Source organism: Photorhabdus kayaii, from assembly GCF_025384895.1.
Taxonomy (GTDB): Bacteria; Pseudomonadota; Gammaproteobacteria; order Enterobacterales; family Enterobacteriaceae; genus Photorhabdus; species Photorhabdus kayaii.
Window position 1 is genome coordinate 46,360 of record NZ_JAJAFZ010000016.1, and the last position, 23,944, is coordinate 70,303.

Here is a 23,944-nt window from a genome sequence, read left to right on the forward strand (position 1 = left end):
AGATCCTAGAAGCCATACGCATTTTCATACTTTCTTTGAAGCAATGTGATACTATTGACACTAATTTATATAAGTGAATTTGATAGAATGTTACTGCGTTTATATCAGGTACTTCTCTACCTTATCCAACCTCTGATTTGGTTGCGTTTATTGCTCCGCAGCCGCCAAGCCCCTGCTTACCGTCAGCGCTGGGGTGAACGCTACGGTTTCTGTGCCGGTAAAGTTGCCGCTGGAGGCATCCTGCTCCATTCCGTTTCCGTTGGTGAAACGTTGGCCGCCATCCCTTTAGTCAGAGCCTTGCGCCATCACTATCCTTTTTTACCGATTACCGTGACAACGATGACGCCAACGGGCTCAGAAAGAGTGCTTTCTGCTCTGGGAAATGATGTTAATCACGTCTATTTGCCATACGATCTCCCCGGTTCTATGGAGCGCTTTCTCAATCAAGTTAATCCAAAGTTAGTCATTATTATGGAAACAGAACTTTGGCCTAATCTGATTTTCCAACTTCACCAACGTAACATTCCTCTGGTCATTGCTAATGCCCGTTTGTCTGCACGTTCCGCTGAGGGATATCAAAAAGTAGGGAATTTCATAAAAACAATTTTGCGCAGCATTACCTTAATTGCCGCTCAGAATCCGGAAGATGGTGAACGTTTTGTTGAACTGGGTCTAAAACGCTCTCAACTGACTATCACTGGCAGTTTGAAATTCGATATCTCAGTAACACCTGAATTGGCAGCCAAAGCAGTGACATTACGGCGCCAATGGGCTGCTCGCCGTCCTGTCTGGATAGCCACCAGCACCCATGATGGAGAAGAGAGTATTATTCTAGATGCTCATTGCAAGTTACTGAAACAATGTCCAAGCCTGCTGCTGATCCTGGTACCACGCCACCCTGAACGTTTTATTAAAGCTGAAGAATTAACAAAGAAAGCCGGACTCAGCTATATTCTTCGCAGTTCTGATAAAATCCCTGACGCCAATATTCAGGTAGTTATCGGCAATACTATGGGGGAACTGATGCTGCTCTATGGTATTGCCGATCTGGCTTTTGTTGGTGGCAGCCTGGTTGAACGTGGCGGCCACAACCCGCTAGAAGCGGCAGCCCATGCTATTCCGGTGCTGATGGGTCCTCATACCTTTAACTTTAAGGATATCTGCACCAAGCTGAATCAGGCTAATGGTCTGATTACCGTTACGGACAGCCACTCTTTATTCACCGAGATCAATAGCTTACTGACTGACGAAGATTATCGTCTGTATTATGGTCGCCACGCAGCAGAAGTACTGCATGAAAATCAGGGGGCTCTTCAACGTCTACTTAAACTGCTGGAACCCTATCTCCCACCTCGGAGCCACTGAATGAGTGACAAAAAACGTCTTTCTGTTGTCATGATCGCTAAGAATTCAGCGGATCTGATAGCAGATTGTCTGACCTCAGTCCGTTGGGCTGATGAAATCATCGTACTCGATTCTGGTAGTTCAGACGATACCTGTCAGATAGCGCAGGCAATGGGTGCAAAAGTATTCTCCAATACTCACTGGCCGGGATTTGGTCGTCAGCGTCAGCTAGCTCAGCAATACGCTTCTGGTGATTATATTTTTATGATCGATACTGATGAACGCGTAACATCAGAACTCAGAGCATCCATAGAACAGACTCTGGCCCATATTGATAACAATAAAGTCTACAGTTGTGCCCGCCGGAACTTGTTCCTTGGCCGCTTTATGAAACACAGCGGCTGGTACCCAGATAGGGTCATTCGTCTCTACGCCCGTGATCGTTATCAATACAATGATAATCAAGTGCATGAATCCCTTGAAACTCATGGCGCTCCAGTCGTTATTTTGCAAGGGGATTTACTTCATCTTACTTGCCGTGATTTGATGGAATTTCAGAGAAAACAGCTAAATTATGCTAAAGCCTGGGCAGAACAGCGCTATGAACAAGGTAAACAGTGCAGTTATTTCTCAATTTTCAGTCACACTTTTGGGGCTTTCTTTAAAACCTGGTTGTTGCGAGCTGGCTTTCTTGATGGTAAACAAGGGTTAGTATTGGCTATTGTCAATGCTCAATATACGTTTAATAAGTACGTCGCATTGTGGGAAAAGAGACAACAAAAGGGTAAAAATTAATGAAAACCAAAGCCATTTATCCCGGAACATTTGATCCCGTTACCTACGGTCATATCGATATCGTCACCCGCGCCGCGGATATGTTTGACCATGTTCTATTTGCTATCGCCAACAGTGCCAGAAAGAATCCTATGTTTACTCTGGATGAGCGCATTACCTTGGCAAAAGAGGTGATCTCACATCTGGATAATGTGGAGGTGGTAGGTTTCTGTGAATTAATGGCTAATTTTGCAAAAAAACAACAAGCAAATATTCTTATTCGTGGCCTTCGTTCAGTATCTGATTTTGAGTATGAATGGCAGCTTGCCAATATGAACCGCCACTTTATGCCGGAATTAGAGAGCGTTTTTCTGCTGCCATCACAAAATCTCTCGTTTGTCTCTTCATCCTTGATTAAAGATGTCGCTCTCCACGATGGCGATATCTCATCATTCCTGCCAGAACCTGTCGCCCAAGCTATGCTAAAAAAACTGGGCAAGTAATTTACTCCGTTCACTGGAGGCGGCACACAGTAGAATATTCCCTATGCAACGCCTCCCCTAACTATCCGATATCACTAATACTGACAGTGACGGCAAAAGAAAGTACTGCGCTGCCCAAGCTTAATACTCTCTATTTTTTCACCACAAATTCGACATGGTTCTCCTGCTCTGCCATAAACAAACAATTCCTGAGCAAAATAGCCCGGTTTACCATCAGATTGCAGGAAATCTCTGAGTGTCGTACCACCCCGCTCAATAGATCGTTGTAGAACCTTCTTAATCGTTTCCGCCAGTAAATTAGCTTCACGCTCAGTTAAAGTATGCGCGGGACGATCCGGCTGAATATGGGCAGTAAACAACGCTTCATTTGCATAGATATTACCAACGCCAACAACCAGTTTGTTATCCATTAGCCAGGGTTTAATCAAGGTTTTTTTATTACTTGATCGGGTGTAGAGATAAGAACCATTAAAATCATCAGAAAGTGGCTCAGGCCCTAAATGAGCCAATACCGAGCACCGTTCGAGATCATCACTCCATAACCACGCACCAAATCGTCTGGGATCGGTATAACGCAAAACCTTACCATCTGCCATCACTAAATCCACATGATCGTGTTTCTCCGCAGGGCGTTCCTCTGGCAAGATACGCAAGCTGCCCGACATCCCCAAATGGACAATAATCCAACCACTTGCCAGTTCAATCAGCAAATATTTGGCCCGGCGTTGAATGCTAAGCACAAGCTGGTCACTCAACTTCATAATTTCTTCCGCCACCGGCCAACGTAGCCGACCATTCCTGACAACCGCATACTGGATCACATTCCCTACCAGATGTGGTTCTATTCCCCTCCGGCTGGTTTCTACTTCTGGTAGTTCTGGCATGGTGATAACTCCTAACTATGTATATTGCTTAAACTCTATTGCATCTGAGCAGATTAAGATAATCTTTTCATGTATTATTTCCAACTAAACTCAACAGAAATGAAAGCAGATTTATGAATATGTTTAATATTAAAAGTCGTGATAAAAGGTCATTATGGAATTTATCCATCATTGGGATTTATATAGCCCTTGTTTATCTACCTGATATAACGAGATATAAAAATCTGGTTATCGTGCTTATTAGCATTACAGCACTAACCTATCTAGTGACAGATTTTCGTCAAGTGATGCGCTCCATGCGTAATTCACTATTTCTATCCATTCTATTATTCATCGTAGCAATGTTCTATTCAGTAGCAATTTCCGTCAATCCTGCATTGAGTTTTCAAGAGATGAATAAACCTATCTTAAATGGGCTATTATTGTTCAGTTTTACTTTTCCTGTGGTGCTGTACAAAGAAAATAAAGAAAGTATTGCCAAAATGATTCTGTACTCATTTGCCATTGGTATGCTGGCAATATGCCTAACTGATATTGGTAAATACATTATTAACTACAATAAAGGTGAAATGCCTTTTACTAACTTCAACCACCGAGAATTTTCTTACGGTTTTATTTTCTATTTTCCGGTCTTACTTTGTACTTGGGCATTGTGGAAGAAACATACCTTAGTGAGTTGGCTGATACTGGCTGTTGCTTCCGCTATCAGTCTGTTTTTGTTATTAGGTACCTTAGCTCGTGGCGCTTGGGTCGCCATTGCCGTCATCACTGCTTTTATCATCATCATTAATCGAGAATGGAAGCTGACCATAATAGCGAGTTTAATCCTTAGTTTTTCAGTTGTACTTTCTCACACTACGATCATAACTAATGAAAATACTAAATTATTATTTTGGAAACTTACTCAAACTGATAGCAGCCATCGTTATAAAAATGGTACACAAGGGGCTGCTTTTGAGTTGATTTTAGAGAACCCAATCAAAGGCTACGGTTATGGCAATAAAGTCTATCATCAGGTCTACAATGAACGAGTTGCCGACTATCCAGACTGGATATATCGCACATCCATCGGCCCCCACAATATCTTTCTGGCACTCTGGTTTGCTGGTGGAATCATTGGCTTGATTACCACTTTGCTGATGACCTTCTCAGCGCTGTACACGGGTAGCCATATTATTAGCCGTAACAATGGTGTAATAAAGCAAGCCAGTATTATTCTACTGACGGGATTTATCGGATTGTTTATTGTCCGAGGAGCCTTTGAAAATACCTATATCAATGAAATAGGTATTCTATTCGGCCTGATGATTGCTCTATATCAGCAGAAAAACAATTAACCAGATATCTCGACTATATTATCAAACCGATTATTATGCAGAAATATCCTTTGATATTGTCTGCATAATAAGCTTTGCTCTCTGCTCCCAATTAAAACGCTCTGTCACCAACATTTTTGCATAACTAACTTGTGACTTAACTTTTTCTGGATTATCCCTCAGTAACTGAATCTGTTGAGCAAAACTTTCTGCATTCTCACTGTCAGCAAAACTGACCGCATTTTCATCAGCCACATCACGAATAGAAAGAAAATCAGAGATAACCACAGGCTTATCCATCGCCATATATTCAAATAATTTTAGTGGCGAAGTATAGCGACTGCCAATGCTGGTTTTAGTTAATGGCAACAGACAAATATCATTATCTGCAATTATCTGAAAACGTAATTTAGGTTGAATAAACCCAAGAAAATTGATTTTATCGCCAACCCCCATTTGCTGAGCAATCTGCCGCAATTGCTGAATTTGCCCTGGTTCACCACCAGCAATATTCAATACTGCATTCTCAAGATAAGCCATCGCTTTGATCGCCGTTGGAACACCTTTCCAACGATGCAAGCTGCCCAAATAAAGGATCTGAGTTGGTAATTCACCGTCGTCTGATACACGTTTATCTAATGACATCGACTCAACTGCCAACATATCCACACCATCTGGCGCAATAACTATTGGCGTGCTGACATTATATTCACTAATAATATCATCACTAAGTAACGACGTCAGAACGAAAATAATCCTGGACTGGCGATAAACAAAGTGTTCAATTTCTCTTAGCCTCTGATATTTACGCTGATTTTTATTTTCACTTAAATCATGCGATTCTTTAAATGATTGGGCAAAAATCTCATGACTTTCAAAAAATAGCGGAATTTCTGGATGTTCACACAATAAATACTTTGCCATTTTCAGATTACGGGTAAAAACGGCATCTACCCCATTTCTCTTCAACCAATGGGAAACCTGGAAATAGAACATTTTTTGGGTATTGAATGGAAAATACCATTTACGCCGGATATTGCGTAAAGATATCAGTCTAACTGATGGTGATAATGAGCGCCCCAAGATCTCTTCTGCGGTATTTTTACCTTCAGGCGTAACCAAATATACGTAGGCTCCCTGGCGAGCAAACGCATCAACATTCTGCAAAATTTGCAATGATGCTACCCGATAATCAGGAACCGGATAGGGATCAATATAAGCAATCTTCATTATTTATCGCTTTCAGTAAACGATTTGCCGAATGCTCCCAGGTATACATTGTTTCAATCCGTTGACGAGCTGCTTTTCCCATTTTTGGCCCCCTGTCTGGTTGAGACAATAAAAAATTAACCGCATCGACAATTGCTGAAGCATCGCCTGGCGTGACTAAAATACCCGAATTATTTTCGTTACCGACAACTTCAGGTATGCCTCCAATATAACTAGCAATCACCGGTCTGCCACACGCCATCGCTTCCGCAATTGTGATACCAAACGCTTCATCACCAATACTGGGGAAAATCCCGGCATCACCAGCAGCATAATATTCAGGCAACTGATCATGTCCTACCGGTGGATGGAAAATTATCTGTTTTTCCAGCCGTAATAGCGCAACCCGCTTTTCTAAGCGTTTCAGATCTTCACCTGACCCGATGATCAGCAATTTAACATCTTTATCCTGTAGCTGAGCCATTGCATCAATAGCAACATGCATGCCTTTCCAGCCAACCAACCTGCCGGCAAAGGTCAGCAAAAATGTTTTATCACTGATCCCAAGACGCGTTCTGACAGAAGAGTCTATCGGCCTGAATTTATTAATATCAACACCATTGTAAATCACCTTCGGGAATTGTTTAAAATGGTGCTGAATCTGCCAGGCATTAAAATGGCTGCATGCCACCCAAGCTGAAATTCGCTTACTCAGCTTTCTGTCACCCTTGAAAAAACTGGTGCCACCGCTCATATAGCAAAATTTAGTGCGGCTCTCTTTTGGCATCATTCGAGGCCAGAAAAAATCAAATGGTTTAGTCAGAATAACCCAGTCAAAATCCTCAGTAACAACTGTATCGCGAGCATGGCGAGCAAATGAGTAACGTTCAATAATACGTTGAAAACGTCGACCAATGTTAATGACTTTCTCCCTGGGAATAAATGGAAAAGTGTGAACCTGAATTGCTCTCCCATTGAGTTCTGGTTGAACATTACCCTTTCCACCAAAAATATGGATCTCATGACCGGCATCAGTCAACGCTTTCGCAAGTTCCCAGACTGCCGTCTGAATACCACCGTAAGACATAGTTACCGTGACATCAACCAAACCTATTTTCATCTTTTCTTCCTGACAACTTAGTTTCTAGTAACTTTTGCGTTGCCTGCCAGACTTGTTCAACAGATATTGCAGACATCGAGTCTTTGCGTGTGGCTTGCATATAGTGAACCGGATGTTCAATAACCACCAAATGAGAATGCTGCTGAGGTGCCAAAAAGCGGCCTGGGTGGAAACTATGATACATAGCAACCATCGGGATACCTAATGCGCCGGCTAAGTGGGTCGGCCCTGTATCAACACCAATGTACAAATCAAGTTGACTCATTATTGCTGCATTCTGTCGCATTGTCAGTCTACCAGCCAATGAAGTACACTTTTCAGCCCCTAACCTTTTTGCCAGTGACTGTGCAGCAATTTTACCGTCAACACTGCCTAATAACATAATATGTGACTGGGGATAACGGCTACAAATGTGTTGCGCTAATTGGTAAAAATGTTCAACCGGCCAATCACGATAAGCTTTTGCCGGGAAACTTTGTAACTGAAAACCAATCAGGAGCTTGTTCTCTAAATGATACTGCCGTATAAAACCATCAGCAAAGTGTAACTCCTGTTCACTCACACAATAATTCAACCGCCAGTCATTGACCTCAACATCTACCGCGCTAGCAAGCATGGCCCGTTCCTGTTGAGCAGGCATCAACATCTTTGGCTTTTCCACAGTCAGCCAATCAGATTGCAACGCGGACTTATCTGAAAATGAAACCGTTAAGTGTGATTTACGTTTCGCATACTGCAATAAAGGTTTATCGTCACTATATACTAAAGCCAGATCATAATGTTTACGGGTAAACCAACCACACCAGTTTGCCTTACCTTTCGAAAAAGCAGTCAATTTATTGATATCACTTATATTTTCAAGGATCTGTTTAGTCCTTTTATGAGCCATAACATCAATATTCGCACCAGGCCATTTCTGCTTTAAAGCACGAATCACCGGCGTTACCAATAAGGTATCACCGAAACGTGCTATAACAATGACCAGAATATTTTTGATCTGCATAAGACAATTATCTAATTAATCTGCCATAAAATTCAACAAAATATACAAAAAACCATTTTGTATACGATTGACCACAACAAGGTGATTTAACTAATAATTAACTTTAAAGTAATTTAATATCAATAAGTTGAACATTACCTAAAACCATAAGCCGAAGAATAAGGACCAGAATAAATCCTAAATAATGTTAACGTTTTTTACCTTTAATGCTGTGAAAAAAGATATTTTCCATTTTATCCAACATCTTATCCATGCCAAATAAAGCCATTGCACGCTCTAATGAAGAATGGCTGAATTGCAAACGCAGTTCATTATTATGAATCAATAACTCTAAACTTTTCGTCAATAACTCTGTATTTCTGGGTTCCACGATATAACCCGTTTCACCATCAACTACCGCTTCGGTAATTGCACCAACGGAGGTTGATACAACAGGTATCCCACACGCCATTGCTTGCATAATGCCTTGTGGCACGCCTTCATTACCAAAAGAAGGTAATGCAAATAAATCCATCGCATTCAAACAATCAGGAACATCCTGACGGTTACCTAAAAAAATGACACTGTTTGACAAACCTTCTCGCTTTACTAAAGGTTCCAATGACTTACGTTGTGGACCATCACCAACAAACAAAAGTTGCCAATCAGGATATTTCTGGTGCAGAACTTTCCAGCTTTCCAACAGATAGCGATGCCCTTTCCAGGTTCTCATGGTCGCAACGACACCTAATGTCGGTTTATCTTGAATCCCAATCCGCTGACGGCAAACTTTCTTATCTTCCGGTCGGAAACGATCTAAATCGATGCCGGTAGGCACTGATGTCATATGCTGTAATGGATAACGATTATCGGCATGCAGATGTTGGCGTAGTTTTTCGCCTGTAGTCGCAATATGCTGGCACGCTTTCAAATACAACCAACGAGTTGATATTGAATTAGAAACATGAGTAGAAACATGCCTGGTTCTAACCATTGGCGGCATATGCCTTAACGTTGCACAAGCCACAGCAACCAACCATGCATCCGTCGAGCTATGTGTATTAATAACGTCAAATTGACGGCCTTCTTTTTTCAACCAACGACGCATAGCAAGAAAGCAGGACCGCCGCTTTTTTTCAATCGGCAGGGCTACGGCCGGCACACCATAAGATTTTGCTTCACGGTAGATATTAGAACTAGGACAACAGACAATAACCACCTTGTGTCCACGTTTTATCATTCCTTGGGATTCCGTCAGGATTCGGATCTCCTGACCACCCCAACCACAAGATGATTCTGTATGTAAAATATTTAGTTTTTCTTTAGCCATTTCGGTTTCATATCTAGCCTACCGGAAAGCGTTAGTATAGCGAAACCGTATCTTACGTCTACGAATAACAGGATATACCCGTTATCTTTCAAGTTGCCTCTTTGTTGGCTGCGCTCGCTCACCCCGGTCACATCGTTATCTATGCTCCCGGGGATTCACTCCCTTGCCGTCGCGCTCCATCTTGAAATCCATAGGGTATATATATGAAATGTAGAGAAGAATCAGTGAATATCTGTTAAAACTCTTCAGACAACAAAAAACCCAGCCTAGGCCGGGTTTTTATCAAATCAACCAAAATTATTTAATCTTGGCTTCTTTATACATAACATGCTGACGAACAACTGGATCAAATTTTTTCATTTCCAGTTTCTCAGGCATAGTACGCTTGTTCTTCGTAGTGGTATAGAAGTGACCAGTACCAGCTGAAGAAACTAGCTTAATTTTATCGCGAATACCTTTAGCCATTTTTCAGCTCCTTAGTACTTCTCACCGCGGGTACGAAGCTCAGCCAAAACTGCATCGATACCCTTCTTATCAATCACACGCATACCTTTAACAGATACACGCAGAGTCACAAAACGCTTCTCGGACTCAACCCAGAAACGGTGGGAATGCAGGTTAGGCAGAAAACGACGCTTAGTCGCATTCAATGCATGAGAGCGGTTGTTACCACTCATCGGGCGTTTGCCAGTAACTTGGCAGACTCGGGACATGTCTATTCTCCAAAAATCAAATCAGCTCGAGCTTTGTATTGGGTATGGCCGCCTCGTCAGGCTTAGGAGCCTATCTCAGCAAATTCCACTGAAAAGACTCACATTTACTCAGAAAATGTGCTGAGATAGGCTCTTCTCGCCAAACCAAAGATCCTCAAAGGTGGCGTAGTATACGCCCTCAATCGCTGACGCTCAAGTCCCGCACAACCAAAGATCCATAAGGATCTTGAAAAAGTTAGCTAAATCCATCCTCGCTCAGCAAATGAAACACAACATTGCCGGCCAATAACCAGATGATCCAGCACTTTTACACCAACCAAATTACAGGCATCAATTACTTTATCTGTAACAATCTTATCTGCCAAACTTGGTTCTGCATGACCTGATGGATGATTATGAGCCAAAATAACGGATGAAGCATTCACCTTTATCGCTGATCGGACAATTTCACGAGGATGGACTTCAACTTTATTAATGGTGCCTTTAAACATCTCCTCATGACAGATGACTCTATTTTGATTATTGAGAAACAACACAACAAATATTTCTCTATCGCGCCCTGATAATAGGTTTTGCAAATACTCTTGAGTCACACTTGGACTACTCATAATATCCTCATGCATGAATTGGCTGGAAAAAAAACGCTTTGCCAGTTCTGCAATAGCCTGTAATTGTGCATACTTAGCCAATCCCATCCCTTTATGAGAACAAAAAGTGTCATAATCAGCAGAGAGCAAATGGTACAAAGATCCAAATTCTTTCAGTAGAAATTCAGCCATTCGTAAAACAGGAAGTCCTCTGGTCCCGGTACGTAAAAAAATAGCCAGTAACTCAGCATCTGTCAGAGAAACCGAACCATAAGCCAACAATTTTTCTCTGGGAGCTAAATTTGAATATATTTCTCCTGTATTTTCAGCAACATCAACTCCCATATATTCATCTCCCTGCCCTATTTCACCTGATACAAACAGTATTCCATGCCTTAAACATCAGGGCGAATATCATATTCAGGAGCTGCGTAGCCGCTCGCAAACTTATCCTTTTTTACAATCAAAGCTCAGACTCTGCTCAACTCTGTAATTTCTTGTGATAAAATCTTGGCCCCTTGCAACTTAATATTCGGACAATCATGATGGCAGGACTTTCCGGCAAACAGATTGTGCTCGGTATCAGCGGAGGAATAGCCGCTTACAAAACTCCCGAGCTAGTACGCCGCCTGCGTGATCGCGGCGCACAAGTACGTGTAGTGATGACACCAGCAGCAGAAGCGTTTATTACACCAATGACGTTGCAGGCGGTTTCTGGTTATCCCGTTTCCGATGACTTGTTAGATCCGGCAGCAGAAGCTGCCATGGGGCATATTGAACTTGGCAAATGGGCTGATATGATTATTCTCGCCCCAGCTACCGCTGATTTACTGGCACGCCTGGTAGTCGGTATGGCAAATGATCTCGTAACAACTGTCTGTTTGGCCTCCCCAGCCCCAATTGCCGCCGTACCCGCAATGAATCAACAAATGTTTCTAGCTCAAGCGACGCAACATAATCTCAAGCGCCTTGAAGAACGGGGCGTTCTCCTGTGGGGACCGGACAACGGCAGCCAAGCTTGTGGTGACGTTGGTCCCGGCAGGATGCTAAATCCCATGGCGATTGTCGAACTCGCTGAACAACATTTTCAAGCAAGCCAAGATTTAGCTCACCTAAAACTTGCTATTACCGCCGGACCAACCCGTGAAGCGCTGGATCCCGTCCGCTTTATCAGTAATCACAGCTCCGGCAAAATGGGGTTTGCTATCGCCCAAGCTGCGGCAACACGTGGTGCAGAAGTCACCCTGATCACTGGCCCCGTTAATTTACCGACACCCCCGGGAGTCAAACGAATCGACGTCACCAGCGCCCTAGAAATGAACGAACAAGTACAAGCAATAGCGGGTTCACAGAATATCTTCATTGGTTGTGCTGCGGTTGCAGACTATCGCGCTAAACAGATTGCCTCAGAAAAAATTAAAAAACAGGGTGATGAGATCACTTTTACCCTGATCAAAAACCCGGATATTGTTGCCAATGTAGCAGCAATGCAAGAAAACCGCCCTTTTGTGGTTGGATTTGCGGCTGAAACCCAGAATGTGGAAGAATACGCACGAAAAAAACTGAACCAAAAACATTTGGATCTGATTTGTGCAAACGATGTATCCCTAACTGGCCACGGCTTTAACAGCGATACTAATGCATTACATTTGTTCTGGCATGAGGGAGAAATCCGCTTACCTCATAGTAATAAGTTATTACTCAGCCACCATTTATTAGACGAGATAGTCAGACGCTATGATGAAAAAAATCGACGTTAAAATTCTTAACCCACGTATCGGGAAGGAATTTCCTTTGCCAACTTACGCCACACCGGGTTCCGCAGGTTTAGATTTACGCGCTTGCCTGGACAATGCGGTAGAACTGGCTCCAGGACAAACAGAACTGCTTCCAACCGGGCTTGCTATTCATATTGGTGATGAACAACTGGCAGCCGTTATTCTGCCCCGTTCAGGCCTTGGACATAAACATGGTGTCGTTCTGGGTAATCTAGTGGGTTTGATCGATTCTGATTACCAAGGTCAGCTAATGGTTTCCGTCTGGAATCGTGGTGATAAAGCTTTCACTATCCAACCAGGCGAACGTATCGCTCAGATGGTTTTTGTACCCGTCGTTCAGGCCCAATTTAATCTGGTAGAAGATTTTGAAGCCAGCGAAAGAGGCAGCGGTGGTTTTGGTCATTCCGGTCGCCAATAAATCTCTGTAAGACCATACCGTTTATACCCTATGGATTTCAAGATGCATCGCGGCGGCAAGGGAGTGAATCCCCGGGAGCATAGATAACGATGTGACCAGGGTGAGCGAGTGCAGCCAACAAAGAGGCAACTTGAAAGATGGCGGGTATAACCCATTATCATATTCTTTGCTCAAAATGCCATTGAGCAAAGAATTACTGATTTGTTTGTTTTGCTGTTCTTAACAAAGGTCTTGTCAGACATGGCAGAAAACGAAAATACAAAGAAAAGAAACAGACGCGAAGAGATCTTGCAGGCGCTGGCGCATATGTTGCAATCCAGTGATGGTAGCCATCGAATCACTACTGCTAAACTAGCCGCCAACGTAGGCGTTTCCGAAGCTGCCCTATACCGGCATTTTCCTAGTAAAACCCGGATGTTTGACAGCCTGATAGAGTTCATTGAAGATTCATTAATTTCACGGATTAACCTGATCCTGCAAGATGAAAAAGATACCATAACTCGTATTCGCCTGATATTGATCCTGATTTTGGGTTTTTCAGAAAAAAACCCAGGTCTGACCCGCATCATGACCGGTCATGCTCTAATGTTTGAACAAAACCGGCTGCAAGGGCGCATAAATCAATTATTTGAACGAATTGAAGTACAGATCCGTCAAGTTTTAAAAGAGAAAAAATTACGTGATGGGCAAGGTTTCAGTTATGATGAATCGTTATTAGCTTCTCAGTTACTCGCATTTTGTGAAGGGATGCTTTCACGTTTTGTACGCTCTGAGTTCCACTATCGTCCAACCCAGGAATTTGAAGCACGCTGGCCATTATTACTGGCTCAGCTACAATAAGTTATTCTACTACTCACCCCGCCCGTTATTGGGCGAGGGCTTTTTTTTGAAGCTTATCTATCAGATACCGTACTGCACACGATAGGCTTTTACTGCATCCAGATGAGCTTTCATCTCTGGCTGACCACTCAAATAATTAATCAAATCATTCAAGGTAATAATAGAAGACACTTTGCAACCATAATCCCTTTCAACTTCCTGAATTGCCGAGATTTCACCGTTCCCACGTTCCTGACGATCAAGACAAATCATCACGCCGGCAAGTGTCGCACTATGCTGCTTGATAATCTCCATCGATTCACGGATAGCTGTACCTGCGGTAATAACATCATCAACCAGAACAACATTACCTTTAAGTGGGCTACCAACCAAAGTACCACCTTCACCATGATCTTTAGCTTCTTTACGGTTAAAACAATATGGCATATCAATATCATGATGCTCTGCCAGTGCCACTGCCGTTGTCGTTGCAATTGGAATACCCTTGTAAGCAGGTCCGAATAACAAATCGCACTGAATACCGCTATCCAACAATGCTGCTGCATAAAAATGCCCGATTAACGCCAAATCACGCCCAGTATTAAACAGCCCGGCATTAAAAAAATACGGGCTTTTACGTCCTGATTTCAGGGTAAATTCCCCAAATTTCAGTACCTGTTTTTTTAGCGCAAGCTCGATAAATTCGCGCTGATAGGCTTTCATTGGTGTCTCTCCTCTTTTTGAGTCATAGTTATCGTCATACAACAGGCATAAAAAAGGCGACTATCACGTCGCCTGATCAATTTATTATTTTAATGCATTTTGTTTTAACGCATTTCTCTGCGCATCAAAAATATCCTCTAATCCTCCCTTGGCAAGGGCCAATAAGGATAACAACTCATCATGACTAAATGGTTCGCCTTCCGCAGTGCCTTGCACTTCAATCATCCTGCCATCTTCCATCATCACGACGTTCATATCAGTTTCAGCGGTGGAATCTTCCACATATTCCAGATCACAACGACCTTCACCATCCACAATGCCAACAGAGACCGCAGCAACCATTGATTTCAGAGGACTCTCTTTCAGCTTGCCTGCTTCAACCATTTTATTCAACGCATCAACTAGCGCGACACAAGCACCCGTAATAGAAGCTGTACGGGTACCGCCATCAGCCTGAATAACATCACAATCCAGTGTAATGGTGTATTCACCCAGTTTTTTCAGATCAACAGCGGCGCGTAGCGAACGGGCAATTAAACGCTGGATTTCCATCGTACGGCCGCCCTGTTTGCCTTTAGCTGCTTCACGGGCATTTCGGGTATGAGTAGAACGCGGTAACATGCCATATTCAGCCGTCACCCAGCCCTGCCCCTGACCTTTCAAGAAACGAGGAACGCCTTCTTCAACGGAGGCATTACATAACACTTTAGTATCGCCAAACTCTACTAGAACCGAACCTTCCGCGTGCTTAGTATAATGACGGGTTATAGTGATAGGACGCACTTGTTCTGCCGCTCTTCCTGTTGGGCGCATAGTGTTATCTCCGTTGTTAAATCATTATTGGGGGCGCATTATACGGCCTAACAGAGCTAATTCCTATCCTGCATCTACAACGAGCGTTATAATCTCTTAATCTTTTGTTTAAATTGGGAACGAATCATGATCCGTAGTATGACTGCTTTTGCACGGCGAGATATCAAAAGTGAATGGGGAAATGCGGCTTGGGAACTGCGCTCCGTTAATCAGCGTTATTTAGAAACTTATATCCGCCTACCAGAACAATTCAGAAGCTTGGAACCGGTGATCCGTGAACGAATTCGTTCCCGTCTGACTCGCGGAAAAGTTGAGTGCAACTTACGTTTTGAACTGGACTCACGCTCTCAAGGCGAACTTATCCTGAATGAAACTTTAGCAAAACAGCTAGTCAATGCAGCGAACTGGGTCAAACAACAGAGCAACGAAGGTGAAATCGATCCTGTTGATATTCTGCGTTGGCCTGGCGTTATGGCAGCAGAAGAGCAAGACTTAGATGCTATCAGCACTCAATTGTTGCAAGAACTGGATACAACACTGGATGCCTTTATTCAAAGCCGTGAAGCCGAAGGCAATGCACTCAAAATTATGATTGAACAACGTTTGGACGCGGTGATCGAAGAAGTCAGGAAAGTTCGCCAACAAATGCCTGAAATCATGCAATGGCAGCGGGAACGCCTGCAAACCAAATTAGAAGAAGCACAAGTACAGCTCGAAAATAACCGTCTTGAGCAAGAGTTAGTTTTACTGGCTCAACGTCTTGATGTGGCAGAAGAGTTAGATCGTCTCGATGCCCACGTCAAAGAAACCCGTAATATTCTAAAGAAAAAAGAAGCGGTCGGCCGCCGCCTGGATTTTATGATGCAGGAATTCAACCGCGAATCTAATACACTTGCCTCCAAATCTATCAACGCCGATATCACTAACTCCGCTATTGAATTGAAGGTGCTAATCGAGCAGATGAGGGAGCAGATTCAGAATATTGAGTAAGGTTTCAGACAAATTCATAAAGTCTCATAACATTTCACCATTGCCACTAAGTCCGCGTAATTGCGGACTTTTTTAACACCACAAGGTCTCATATAATTTCATTACTGCACATACTTGGGGTGTACTTCATTCTTGACGGTTTCTCTACAAAAACTAGAGTGATGCTAATTGACTACTATCCGAGCATATCTTTGGCTAAAGCACGAGAGATTACCAAACAGCTGCATCTTAGATATATCACCATTCTACCCAAACAACCGCTCGATTACTCAGGTGAACCTGCTTTGTAAAGCGCCATTCATTCGTGAAATTATAGATCTCAGAATGAAACTGGTCATCACCACTACATCTTTCAGATTAATCAATTTTCTATATCTCATATGCCATCCTGTTTCATTTGAATACTCACAGTGACGACATATGTTTGACGCTCTTTAAACAAGCAATGGCAAAAAAGTCTCTCTAATTAGGAAACGATAATATAACCCCGTTTTTCACTTTATCTTTATCTACCTTATAAAGCAATGCGTCACAGTACATAGCAAAGTGACCGGTTCTATGAGCAAGTGCCTTAACATCATCAGGAGGTAGAAATACAACTGTTTTATGTGCTCCTAAATGAGCTTTTTTGATCGCATTTTTGTATGAATCAATATCCATGAAGTTATTCAAAGACTGATAACTCATTCCTAAGGCTTTGCTAACATCTGTTAGTACATTATTATTATTCTTTAAAAAATGTATAACTTGCACGACCTTCTTGAGTAATTTATCGTTATAATCTTTGTTAATAGGTAATTTATGACTAAATATATTAGGAAATTCCTGCTCTAGGTAATCACATGAAAGTTCCAGGATGGCTCTTAATGAGCATGCAATTACTTCATAGTAATCATTTTTACTTTTATATATTTCAGACAATTGATTTACTAAGTTTGTGACATATGGAATTCTCAAGTTATATCTTTTATTTGAAGCTAGTGTAAAAAGATCTTTCTTTGATGAACCGGATATAATAGCCTTAGGTAAATAAAATTCTAATTTTAGTTTCTCAATTACTATACCAGTTTTTGGATCTATATAACTAAGCTCAACATCTTTCACACATTCGTTATTAATACTTGATATAATTGACAGACTATCTACATTATCAATTTTAAAATTAATATTACCAACATCCACTTCTTTACCAAAACTATCGATAACAGAAGAAATAAAATCATTTAAATTCAACTGCTTTGAAGGTATTTCATACCTCCTGGAAATACTGTTTTTCAAATTAATTTTTGCGGTTTTAAGCTCTTCAGAGCTATTGTTTCTAGTTATTTCCTTATTTTCTGGTTTGGTCCTTCCTGTACGAACATAACCGAAGTTTTCTTTATCTTTTTCCTTAACTTTAGATGAGATCTTTTGTATTTCTTTATTTAGCTCAAGAATATCTTTTTTAATTCCTCTCGTTAAATTATTCTCTACAAAGTTAGTTCGATCAGAATTAAATTCAATATCTTTATGCGAACTATATAATCTCACATACCCTGTCATTTGGGACATAGATTCTGCTGAACGTTTTGACCTATTTATATTTGAATCAAAAATAACATAATTATTAAATAGATTGTTATTTATATATAATAAAGGAGATAATGCATCATCAGGCTCTCGATAAAATAATTTTGATATCTTCTTCTTTCCTCCTGAATTAAAGTAATAAACCATTATATCAAGTTCAAGAGAATACTGATTGCTGGATAAATTATAGTCATGCGTTTCAACTAACTTACCAAATCTATATATATTTATCTTTGAATCTTTTGATGAATATGTTACATAACAAAACTGTTGATCTTCTTCTTCATCAAGAAAATAATTAGCATCTTTTGACTCATACTTCCCATCGACACAATCGATAACTATTTTTACTGTATTATCATAAAATGCATTAACTGTTTTTTTCGAGTTTTTCTCATCTTTAAAATAATCGACAAGAGCTTCAATCTGCTCTTCATCCATATTGATTTCTATCTTAGTCCCTTTATCTGAAGAATCAGTAACAGTAGGAATAACTCTATAATTACTTACATTACTTTTAGATACAAGATCTTCTTTTTTAATGGAAAAACTAGTTCTTTTGCCATTTTTATGCGTCTGCCAGGAAACAATTTCACCGAACTTAAAAACAGACAAAAAACCTAACCCTTTAGAACCTTGTACATATCTCTCTAGTCCATCATATTTTTTCTTATTACCATATTTTTTAGAGCTATTAGCAATATGCAACAATTTTTTAACATCTTCATAATCCATTCCTAAACCATCATCACTAATAGTTAATAAACACTTTTGAGTATCAATCTTTATATCTATCTTCCTTGAAAAGGCATCATAAGAATTCTTTGTTAGCTCATTGAGAGCAAATATATTAGAAGGAATCTTAATTGATAGTTCATCTATTATTCGTCCATCAAACCTTAAACCAATTGAAGTCATAAAATTACTCCTGTTAGCTTTTAGCTAATCATTTTCTCATAATTAAAATTAATTCTTTATCCATCGTATCAGCAACACGATTACGTTTTGCCATTCTTTTATTATGAATTTCCCTATCAAGTTGATAAATATATTTGCAACCTTTATGCTCCAATAGCTCTCTCATGATCTTATTTAATGGTATTTCTATATTGGATATTCTGCGATTTCCCAGAGTCCATATCATATATGCATTACTTCTAAGATTAGACAATGTATTGTCCAATGCTTTATCTAAGTCATAGATAAATGAAATCAATTTCTTTATGTTTTTTTCATTAACTAAACTTATTAACTCTACGGTTTCAACTAAAGATAATGACTTATTCTTAATGAATTCGTATTTTTCTTTCGCATCTTTTAATGAACCACCTAAACTTTTTGAGTCAATAGAACTCTTATTCTCAAGCAGGTTATTAAATTTTAATTGATCTATATCAGATCTATCAATCCACATTAATGGAAGATATGAATACTGACCATAAGTAACGGTTGTATGATTATCACCATAAGGAGGAGAACTAACAAGTAAATCGCATAAAGAAGTTTTCTTAGAAAGATTTGATGTATCAGCATGCCAAATTTCTACTTTACTCTCTGATTTTGATCTTTTTATCATTCCTAACGATTTTAGTAATTCTTTTTGTTCTTTTATGTTTTCAATATTTTTAATAAGGTTTTTTTTAAAGACAACTAATGCAGAAGGAATTAATTCGATTTTCTCGTCAGTTTTTATATGTAACTTAAAAGTTGAACTCCGCGAATTACATACAGTTCTGACCGTATTACTCATTGATAACCAGAAAATTTTTCTTGCCCATTTAGACGGCTCCGATTTTATCGCTCTATAAATAACACTGAGTTCTATTTGGATTTTTTTTGTGAACCACTTATCTATACCACCAAAAGAAACCGCAATATCTTGACAAAAATCTTCATCAATTCTAGATATTAATACCTTAGACTTTTCCTTTAATTTACTAACAAATAATGGACCACTTTTTACTTCACAAGCCAAAATGGCTAATGGATTAATGTCAATGCCAGAGAAATCTAGCCCTCGGCACATAGCCTCACCAAGCGTAGTCCCAGAGCCCACAAAAGGGTCTAATACACGCTTAATCTGAGAATCAGCTTCCATGACGGCATCTATTAATTCCCCTTGCATAGCGGGAACCATCATAGCAGGATACTGTATCAAAGCATGGCAATACTGCCTACGTGAACGGCCAACAAAAGACCAATATGAATGGTCTTCGGTCGAACATGCTTTTACGCTCTTAAGGAGTTTTTCATCCGAGGAAAGTAAATTCATTGTCTTAATTTTTCAATTGGTTATATAAATAGATTCTATCAAGATATGTTTTGAGTAACCATTAGTGATATGAAAAAGTGTGCTAACCATCGATAATATAGTGTAAAACTGAGTAATCAGTAATCCCTGAATGCATACGTAGAATTTTCTTATCATCTACAGCTAAGGAGATCCTAAATAGCTGATCCGAATATTGCTACACTTTAGCTGTTCCATGTCTTTTCCCGGAAATGGACTGATAATTTCCATAAAGCGACGGACTTTTCTCAGTAACTGTCACATGTAACGACAACAGTGATCACATGTAATCGTTTCATTAAGGGCTAACTATAATTTCTTAGCCTGGTTTATCTATGGGGGAATAACCCGATTATTATGGCGATCACGTATCCGCAAATACCCGCATGTAGCTGCCAAAAGCGTATCATTAACGCATGGAGTAGATATCCAGTATCTCATTGATTTGTATTGTGAGAATCTCACTACTCCAGAGTGAACATTGATAACCAAACACCTCAAGATAAGCAACATGCGCACATACACATCAACCCAAGCCAGAGCTAATATTTCAACTGTGTTGGACACAACTGTCAACGGTGAGCCGGTTGAAATCACCCGCAGAAACGGCAGCGCCGCTGTGGTAATTAGCAAAGTTGAATATGAGAATTATCGAAATGCTAAACTGGATACCTAATTTGATCACATTATGCAGCGCCATAGGTATACTGTAGAGGCGTTAACTTACCGATGATTTGGGTGAATGCTCAGGAAATTATCGCATCCCACAATTGTATACTTCATCGTAATGGCATACAAATCTTCGATAACGACAATACACTGGAAAATCTAACTGTAGATGTCGCTACTGGTGAAAAAAGCATCAGCCAGCTGGCACAACATTTACGGCAGTTGGTAGAAAACACTGGTTCACTCAGCTAAGTAACCCTGTTTTTCCCGTACTTAAATTTAAACTTTTCTTTTAGGAATAGGATTATCCACATTAATATCAATATAGTCTAAGTTATCAACATAGAAATTAACATACTCTTTATTATTGATTTTCGATCTAACTATTTCAGGCCGACCATAAATAAAGACAAATGCTGTAGATTTTTGTGTCTGTATTATTTTTGACAACCTCTTGATGACAAGTTTTTTTACATGATATTTATCTATTAGCTTTTGGGATATAAAACAAGTTGTTTGTAGCAATTCACCATGTGAGTTTTTTATCTTTTTTTTAAATTTAATACGATATCCTTTACCTTCATACTTATCAATATAAGCCCAACCATAATATATAATTCCATACTCTGGCAACGAATCTATTTTCTGCTCCCAAATACATTTAAACACCCCAGGATATGGTATATCCATTCCAGATATATTCAACTTCCTATTTATTAACGTATCATCCTTAATATACCTTATATAACGACTTACGATAGTTCTAACTGAATAGACTTTCCCTATATTACCGATTTCTTTCAGATTAAGAGCGTATGACTTTGATAGATATTTATTCTGCTTATTCCCATGACTTTTAGTATCATCCTTCTTCTTAGATTCATAATAACTATCCGGCCGGTGAAGTATAAAAGAATCAACTATCGACTGATCAAGTGTCTTTTTCTCTCCTTGCTTAGCATTTTCAATGACACTTAATATTTTAAGAGGAACTTTTCTCTCTATTTCACAATTAGGATGATGTTTACCATAAATGCGATAATGAGGAACTACACGCATGTTCTGCATATCTTCATCAAGATTCGCGCAAGTAACCTGTGCAAGACAATCTTCGCCAGGACACATAAATAATTTTTTATTAGTAATTAATCCAGACCAATACAAATCATAAGCTCGATCAGGGTCGATATACTCATTTAATTCAATGCTATAAGCCACATCCAAAGACATATTTTATCACCATCGCATTATAATCATTCTGATAAGTTACCCCCAATCAGTTAAAAAATCTATAGTGTTTCTCTTATCTAAAAAAACTCCCCCTCACTTCCCTAAGTACAAAAATAATGAATAATTAACATAATTAATAAATATCAATTAGTTACGCTGTTAAAATTTACTATTGTCGCAGTAGCTACTTATTTTTAATGCTATACCGACGAAGTGACTATACTTATTGTAAGAAACTTTTAAGCAACACAATATCTTGAATGCTCTCTAGATTAGAGTAAAGTCTCCTAGATGTCAGAACAGAGGAATTTATGCCTAACACTATGATAAATAAATTTCCAACATTTGATTTATTACTCTCTCCGCCTATAAGTGTGCCTCAGGTAGCCAGTTTAGAACTAGCTAAAATGGCTGAATTAATAGAATCATGTCTGGCTGCTTATGACATCATGGTTCATGTAGAAAATATATCTCCAGGACCAGCGTATATTCATTTTGATTTACTTCCAGCACCCGGCGTTAAAGTTTCCCAGGTTATTAATTTATCTCACGATATAACACGCTCACTCTCTGCATCTACTATACAGATTGTGCCAATCATACCAGGGACACCCTATATTGGCTTAAATGTGCTTAGAAATTGTCGTGATACCATCTACTTACGTACTGTATTAGATTACGCTCAATTTAAAGAAATCGATTCTCATCTGGCAATAGCTTTGGGCAAAGATATTTCTGGAAACCCCGTCATTACAACTCTAACTGATATGCAACACTTATTAATTGGGGGAGCTACAGGATCGGGGAAGTCTACGTTTATTCATGCCATGATTCTTAGCCTACTGTACAAAGCCACTCCTATAGACGTTCGCTTTATCATGATTGATACGAACATGTTGGAACTTTCGGTTTACGAAAAACTACCCCATTCACTAACAAGAGTCATTAGCAATACGGAAGAAGCTGTTCACGCGTTACACTGGTGCCTCAATGAGATGAAGTGGCGTTATAAACTGATATCAGCACTTGGCGTACGTAGCCTAATTGAGTATAACCAGCGTGTACAACAAGCAATAGATCTGGGACATCCTATCCCTAATCCTTTCTGGATCCCCTCTGATGGAACAGATACGACATCATCAATGTTGATGCAACAACCCAATATTATTGTTGTTATCGATGAATTTTCCGATTTGATGCTTAAAGTGGGTAAAGAAGCCGAAGCATTGATCGTATCCCTCACTCAACAAGCTCATATTGCTGGTATTCATCTAGTGCTTGCTACCCGATATATCTCAGTTGATATCATAACCAACCTGATTAAAAGTAACATCCCCACACGGATTGCTTTTTCGGTATTCGACAAAACTGATTCACATATTATCTCAGGCCAGAATGGCGCTGAATTGCTGCCTGTAGGAGACATGCTTTACGTGGCGCCTCACTTGATTGAGCCGCTTCGTTTACACGGTGCTTTAGTTCATGAACAGGAAATACACTCTATAGTACAAGAGTGGCAAAAATATAGCCAACCTCAATATATTAAGATTACTTCTGCGAATGATTATGGAGCACCGGAGTTTGAGGATGAAGAGCTTGATTCACTATTTGAGCAGGCTGTCGTTTTTGTCATAGAAAAGCAACGAGCATCAATATCTGAAGTCCAACGTCAATTCCGGATTGGCTATAACAGAGCGGCACGTATTATTGAACAAATGGAAACCATTGGTATCATCAGTATGCCTGATAGTAATGGCAACCGGAAAGTACTAGTTCCACCATCATAAAAAACAAAGAACAAGTTACTTCTACAAATTACGTTTAGCCTTTTATCGTTGTATGCCAGTAATAGCATTAAAAGGTGCATTTGCGTGTCATGTTTA

General features: G+C 40.1%; 26 protein-coding genes and 1 pseudogene. 12 read left to right on the top strand and 15 right to left on the bottom strand.

All coding sequences use genetic code 11. From position 1 onward, the window contains the following. Positions 1–87 precede the first annotated feature (87 nt). The 3 genes from waaA to coaD are packed head-to-tail and all read left to right on the top strand — an operon-like array spanning position 88 to position 2,621. Positions 88–1,365, top strand: a complete 1,278-nt coding sequence (waaA, locus tag LGZ98_RS08465) for a lipid IV(A) 3-deoxy-D-manno-octulosonic acid transferase (RefSeq protein ID WP_112896072.1) — start codon at positions 88–90, stop codon at positions 1,363–1,365. Further along, positions 1,366–2,139: a glycosyltransferase family 2 protein gene (locus LGZ98_RS08470; RefSeq protein WP_262977970.1), complete on the top strand. Its 774-nt coding sequence runs from the start codon at positions 1,366–1,368 to the stop codon at positions 2,137–2,139. Beyond that, positions 2,139–2,621, top strand: coding sequence for a pantetheine-phosphate adenylyltransferase (coaD, locus tag LGZ98_RS08475; RefSeq protein WP_113041812.1), 483 nt, complete (start codon positions 2,139–2,141; stop codon positions 2,619–2,621). Before LGZ98_RS08470 ends, coaD begins: the two co-directional genes overlap by 1 nt. A 74-nt stretch (positions 2,622–2,695) precedes the next feature. On the opposite strand, the gene mutM is transcribed toward coaD, so the two are convergent. Next, positions 2,696–3,505: a bifunctional DNA-formamidopyrimidine glycosylase/DNA-(apurinic or apyrimidinic site) lyase gene (gene mutM, locus LGZ98_RS08480; protein WP_262977971.1), complete on the bottom strand. Its 810-nt coding sequence runs from the start codon at positions 3,503–3,505 to the stop codon at positions 2,696–2,698. Positions 3,506–3,624: 119 nt separating this feature from the next. On the opposite strand from mutM, the gene rfaL reads away from it, so the two are divergent. After that, positions 3,625–4,842, top strand: a complete 1,218-nt coding sequence (gene rfaL, locus LGZ98_RS08485) for an O-antigen ligase RfaL (protein ID WP_262977972.1) — start codon at positions 3,625–3,627, stop codon at positions 4,840–4,842. A 33-nt stretch (positions 4,843–4,875) separates the two neighbouring features. On the opposite strand, the gene LGZ98_RS08490 is transcribed toward rfaL, so the two are convergent. The 8 genes from LGZ98_RS08490 to radC form a co-directional block, all read right to left on the bottom strand. After that, entirely contained in the window at positions 4,876–6,051 is a 1,176-nt protein-coding gene (locus tag LGZ98_RS08490; RefSeq protein WP_113041814.1) for a glycosyltransferase family 4 protein, read from the bottom strand. After that, on the bottom strand, positions 6,032–7,150 hold the full coding sequence (locus LGZ98_RS08495; protein WP_113041815.1) for a glycosyltransferase family 4 protein: 1,119 nt from the start codon (positions 7,148–7,150) through the stop codon (positions 6,032–6,034). Before LGZ98_RS08495 ends, LGZ98_RS08490 begins: the two co-directional genes overlap by 20 nt. Continuing rightward, positions 7,131–8,153: a glycosyltransferase family 9 protein gene (locus LGZ98_RS08500; protein ID WP_113041816.1), complete on the bottom strand. Its 1,023-nt coding sequence runs from the start codon at positions 8,151–8,153 to the stop codon at positions 7,131–7,133. Before LGZ98_RS08500 ends, LGZ98_RS08495 begins: the two co-directional genes overlap by 20 nt. Positions 8,154–8,340: 187 nt before the next feature. Then, the gene (locus tag LGZ98_RS08505; RefSeq protein ID WP_113041817.1) at positions 8,341–9,462 is read right to left on the bottom strand and encodes a glycosyltransferase family 4 protein; all 1,122 of its coding nucleotides are present in this window, start codon (positions 9,460–9,462) and stop codon (positions 8,341–8,343) included. Further along, entirely contained in the window at positions 9,444–9,593 is a 150-nt protein-coding gene (locus LGZ98_RS08510; RefSeq protein ID WP_158536525.1) for a hypothetical protein, read from the bottom strand. Before LGZ98_RS08510 ends, LGZ98_RS08505 begins: the two co-directional genes overlap by 19 nt. A 166-nt stretch (positions 9,594–9,759) precedes the next feature. After that, positions 9,760–9,927: a 50S ribosomal protein L33 gene (gene rpmG / locus LGZ98_RS08515; RefSeq protein WP_010847629.1), complete on the bottom strand. Its 168-nt coding sequence runs from the start codon at positions 9,925–9,927 to the stop codon at positions 9,760–9,762. Positions 9,928–9,938: 11 nt separating this feature from the next. Next, positions 9,939–10,175, bottom strand: coding sequence for a 50S ribosomal protein L28 (gene rpmB / locus LGZ98_RS08520; RefSeq protein ID WP_011148921.1), 237 nt, complete (start codon positions 10,173–10,175; stop codon positions 9,939–9,941). Positions 10,176–10,414: 239 nt separating this feature from the next. Next, on the bottom strand, positions 10,415–11,107 hold the full coding sequence (gene radC / locus LGZ98_RS08525) for a RadC family protein (RefSeq protein WP_088372679.1): 693 nt from the start codon (positions 11,105–11,107) through the stop codon (positions 10,415–10,417). Positions 11,108–11,304: 197 nt separating this feature from the next. On the opposite strand from radC, the gene coaBC reads away from it, so the two are divergent. From coaBC to slmA, 4 genes are all read left to right on the top strand, one after another. Next, complete coding sequence (coaBC, locus tag LGZ98_RS08530; RefSeq protein WP_113041818.1) at positions 11,305–12,522, top strand: bifunctional phosphopantothenoylcysteine decarboxylase/phosphopantothenate--cysteine ligase CoaBC; 1,218 nt, start codon at positions 11,305–11,307, stop codon at positions 12,520–12,522. Continuing rightward, positions 12,500–12,958 carry a dUTP diphosphatase gene (gene dut, locus LGZ98_RS08535; protein ID WP_113041819.1) on the top strand — a complete coding sequence of 153 codons (459 nt, stop codon included), beginning with the start codon at positions 12,500–12,502 and terminating at the stop codon, positions 12,956–12,958. The genes coaBC and dut overlap by 23 nt, the downstream gene beginning before the upstream one ends. A 91-nt stretch (positions 12,959–13,049) precedes the next feature. Next, complete coding sequence (locus LGZ98_RS08540; protein ID WP_262405130.1) at positions 13,050–13,181, top strand: hypothetical protein; 132 nt, start codon at positions 13,050–13,052, stop codon at positions 13,179–13,181. Positions 13,182–13,198: 17 nt separating this feature from the next. Further along, on the top strand, positions 13,199–13,798 hold the full coding sequence (slmA, locus tag LGZ98_RS08545; protein WP_112877832.1) for a nucleoid occlusion factor SlmA: 600 nt from the start codon (positions 13,199–13,201) through the stop codon (positions 13,796–13,798). 60 nt (positions 13,799–13,858) lie between these two features. Here slmA and pyrE read toward each other — a convergent pair whose 3' ends face one another. Both pyrE and rph read right to left on the bottom strand, forming a co-directional pair. Beyond that, a complete protein-coding gene (gene pyrE, locus LGZ98_RS08550; RefSeq protein ID WP_113041820.1) occupies positions 13,859–14,500 on the bottom strand; it encodes an orotate phosphoribosyltransferase in 642 nt (213 codons plus the stop codon). Positions 14,501–14,584: 84 nt separating this feature from the next. Continuing rightward, a complete protein-coding gene (gene rph / locus LGZ98_RS08555) occupies positions 14,585–15,313 on the bottom strand; it encodes a ribonuclease PH (RefSeq protein ID WP_113041821.1) in 729 nt (242 codons plus the stop codon). A 126-nt stretch (positions 15,314–15,439) separates the two neighbouring features. Here rph and LGZ98_RS08560 point away from each other — a divergent pair, with 126 nt between their 5' ends. Further along, the gene (locus LGZ98_RS08560; RefSeq protein WP_113041822.1) at positions 15,440–16,303 is read left to right on the top strand and encodes a YicC/YloC family endoribonuclease; all 864 of its coding nucleotides are present in this window, start codon (positions 15,440–15,442) and stop codon (positions 16,301–16,303) included. A gap of 237 nt (positions 16,304–16,540) precedes the next feature. On the opposite strand, the gene LGZ98_RS24225 is transcribed toward LGZ98_RS08560, so the two are convergent. The 3 genes from LGZ98_RS24225 to LGZ98_RS08570 all read right to left on the bottom strand — a co-directional run bounded on the left by LGZ98_RS24225 (position 16,541) and on the right by LGZ98_RS08570 (position 20,144). After that, a complete protein-coding gene (locus LGZ98_RS24225; RefSeq protein ID WP_390904660.1) occupies positions 16,541–16,621 on the bottom strand; it encodes an AlpA family phage regulatory protein in 81 nt (26 codons plus the stop codon). Positions 16,622–16,765: 144 nt separating this feature from the next. Next, positions 16,766–18,790 (bottom strand): ATP-binding protein, encoded by a 2,025-nt coding sequence (locus LGZ98_RS08565; protein ID WP_262977973.1) that lies wholly within the window; start codon positions 18,788–18,790, stop codon positions 16,766–16,768. A 28-nt stretch (positions 18,791–18,818) separates the two neighbouring features. Continuing rightward, positions 18,819–20,144 (bottom strand): TRM11 family methyltransferase, encoded by a 1,326-nt coding sequence (locus LGZ98_RS08570; protein WP_315901990.1) that lies wholly within the window; start codon positions 20,142–20,144, stop codon positions 18,819–18,821. Positions 20,145–20,673: 529 nt separating this feature from the next. On the opposite strand from LGZ98_RS08570, the gene LGZ98_RS08575 reads away from it, so the two are divergent. Continuing rightward, positions 20,674–20,838 (top strand): type II toxin-antitoxin system Phd/YefM family antitoxin, encoded by a 165-nt coding sequence (locus LGZ98_RS08575; RefSeq protein WP_113041824.1) that lies wholly within the window; start codon positions 20,674–20,676, stop codon positions 20,836–20,838. Positions 20,839–20,939: 101 nt separating this feature from the next. Continuing rightward, positions 20,940–21,083, top strand: a pseudogene (locus LGZ98_RS08580) (type II toxin-antitoxin system death-on-curing family toxin); the annotation flags it as partial. Positions 21,084–21,110: 27 nt separating this feature from the next. On the opposite strand, the gene LGZ98_RS08585 reads toward LGZ98_RS08580, so the two are convergent. After that, on the bottom strand, positions 21,111–22,061 hold the full coding sequence (locus tag LGZ98_RS08585) for a hypothetical protein (protein ID WP_113041826.1): 951 nt from the start codon (positions 22,059–22,061) through the stop codon (positions 21,111–21,113). Between the two features lie 311 nt (positions 22,062–22,372). On the opposite strand from LGZ98_RS08585, the gene LGZ98_RS08590 reads away from it, so the two are divergent. Beyond that, complete coding sequence (locus LGZ98_RS08590) at positions 22,373–23,848, top strand: DNA translocase FtsK (RefSeq protein ID WP_113041827.1); 1,476 nt, start codon at positions 22,373–22,375, stop codon at positions 23,846–23,848. Positions 23,849–23,944 lie beyond the last annotated feature (96 nt).

Bases quoted from the DNA above. Each gene is read 5' to 3' on its own strand.
- waaA (WP_112896072.1), top strand. From the start codon at position 88: ATGTTACTGCGTTTATATCAGGTACTTCTCTACCTTATCCAACCTCTG.
- LGZ98_RS08470 (WP_262977970.1), top strand. From the start codon at position 1,366: ATGAGTGACAAAAAACGTCTTTCTGTTGTCATGATCGCTAAGAATTCA.
- coaD (WP_113041812.1), top strand. From the start codon at position 2,139: ATGAAAACCAAAGCCATTTATCCCGGAACATTTGATCCCGTTACCTAC.
- mutM (WP_262977971.1), bottom strand. From the start codon at position 3,505: ATGCCAGAACTACCAGAAGTAGAAACCAGCCGGAGGGGAATAGAACCA.
- rfaL (WP_262977972.1), top strand. From the start codon at position 3,625: ATGTTTAATATTAAAAGTCGTGATAAAAGGTCATTATGGAATTTATCC.
- LGZ98_RS08490 (WP_113041814.1), bottom strand. From the start codon at position 6,051: ATGAAGATTGCTTATATTGATCCCTATCCGGTTCCTGATTATCGGGTA.
- LGZ98_RS08495 (WP_113041815.1), bottom strand. From the start codon at position 7,150: ATGAAAATAGGTTTGGTTGATGTCACGGTAACTATGTCTTACGGTGGT.
- LGZ98_RS08500 (WP_113041816.1), bottom strand. From the start codon at position 8,153: ATGCAGATCAAAAATATTCTGGTCATTGTTATAGCACGTTTCGGTGAT.
- LGZ98_RS08505 (WP_113041817.1), bottom strand. From the start codon at position 9,462: ATGGCTAAAGAAAAACTAAATATTTTACATACAGAATCATCTTGTGGT.
- rpmG (WP_010847629.1), bottom strand. From the start codon at position 9,927: ATGGCTAAAGGTATTCGCGATAAAATTAAGCTAGTTTCTTCAGCTGGT.
- rpmB (WP_011148921.1), bottom strand. From the start codon at position 10,175: ATGTCCCGAGTCTGCCAAGTTACTGGCAAACGCCCGATGAGTGGTAAC.
- radC (WP_088372679.1), bottom strand. From the start codon at position 11,107: ATGGGAGTTGATGTTGCTGAAAATACAGGAGAAATATATTCAAATTTA.
- coaBC (WP_113041818.1), top strand. From the start codon at position 11,305: ATGATGGCAGGACTTTCCGGCAAACAGATTGTGCTCGGTATCAGCGGA.
- dut (WP_113041819.1), top strand. From the start codon at position 12,500: ATGATGAAAAAAATCGACGTTAAAATTCTTAACCCACGTATCGGGAAG.
- slmA (WP_112877832.1), top strand. From the start codon at position 13,199: ATGGCAGAAAACGAAAATACAAAGAAAAGAAACAGACGCGAAGAGATC.
- pyrE (WP_113041820.1), bottom strand. From the start codon at position 14,500: ATGAAAGCCTATCAGCGCGAATTTATCGAGCTTGCGCTAAAAAAACAG.
- rph (WP_113041821.1), bottom strand. From the start codon at position 15,313: ATGCGCCCAACAGGAAGAGCGGCAGAACAAGTGCGTCCTATCACTATA.
- LGZ98_RS08560 (WP_113041822.1), top strand. From the start codon at position 15,440: ATGATCCGTAGTATGACTGCTTTTGCACGGCGAGATATCAAAAGTGAA.
- LGZ98_RS08565 (WP_262977973.1), bottom strand. From the start codon at position 18,790: ATGACTTCAATTGGTTTAAGGTTTGATGGACGAATAATAGATGAACTA.
- LGZ98_RS08570 (WP_315901990.1), bottom strand. From the start codon at position 20,144: ATGAATTTACTTTCCTCGGATGAAAAACTCCTTAAGAGCGTAAAAGCA.
- LGZ98_RS08575 (WP_113041824.1), top strand. From the start codon at position 20,674: ATGCGCACATACACATCAACCCAAGCCAGAGCTAATATTTCAACTGTG.
- LGZ98_RS08585 (WP_113041826.1), bottom strand. From the start codon at position 22,061: ATGTCTTTGGATGTGGCTTATAGCATTGAATTAAATGAGTATATCGAC.
- LGZ98_RS08590 (WP_113041827.1), top strand. From the start codon at position 22,373: ATGCCTAACACTATGATAAATAAATTTCCAACATTTGATTTATTACTC.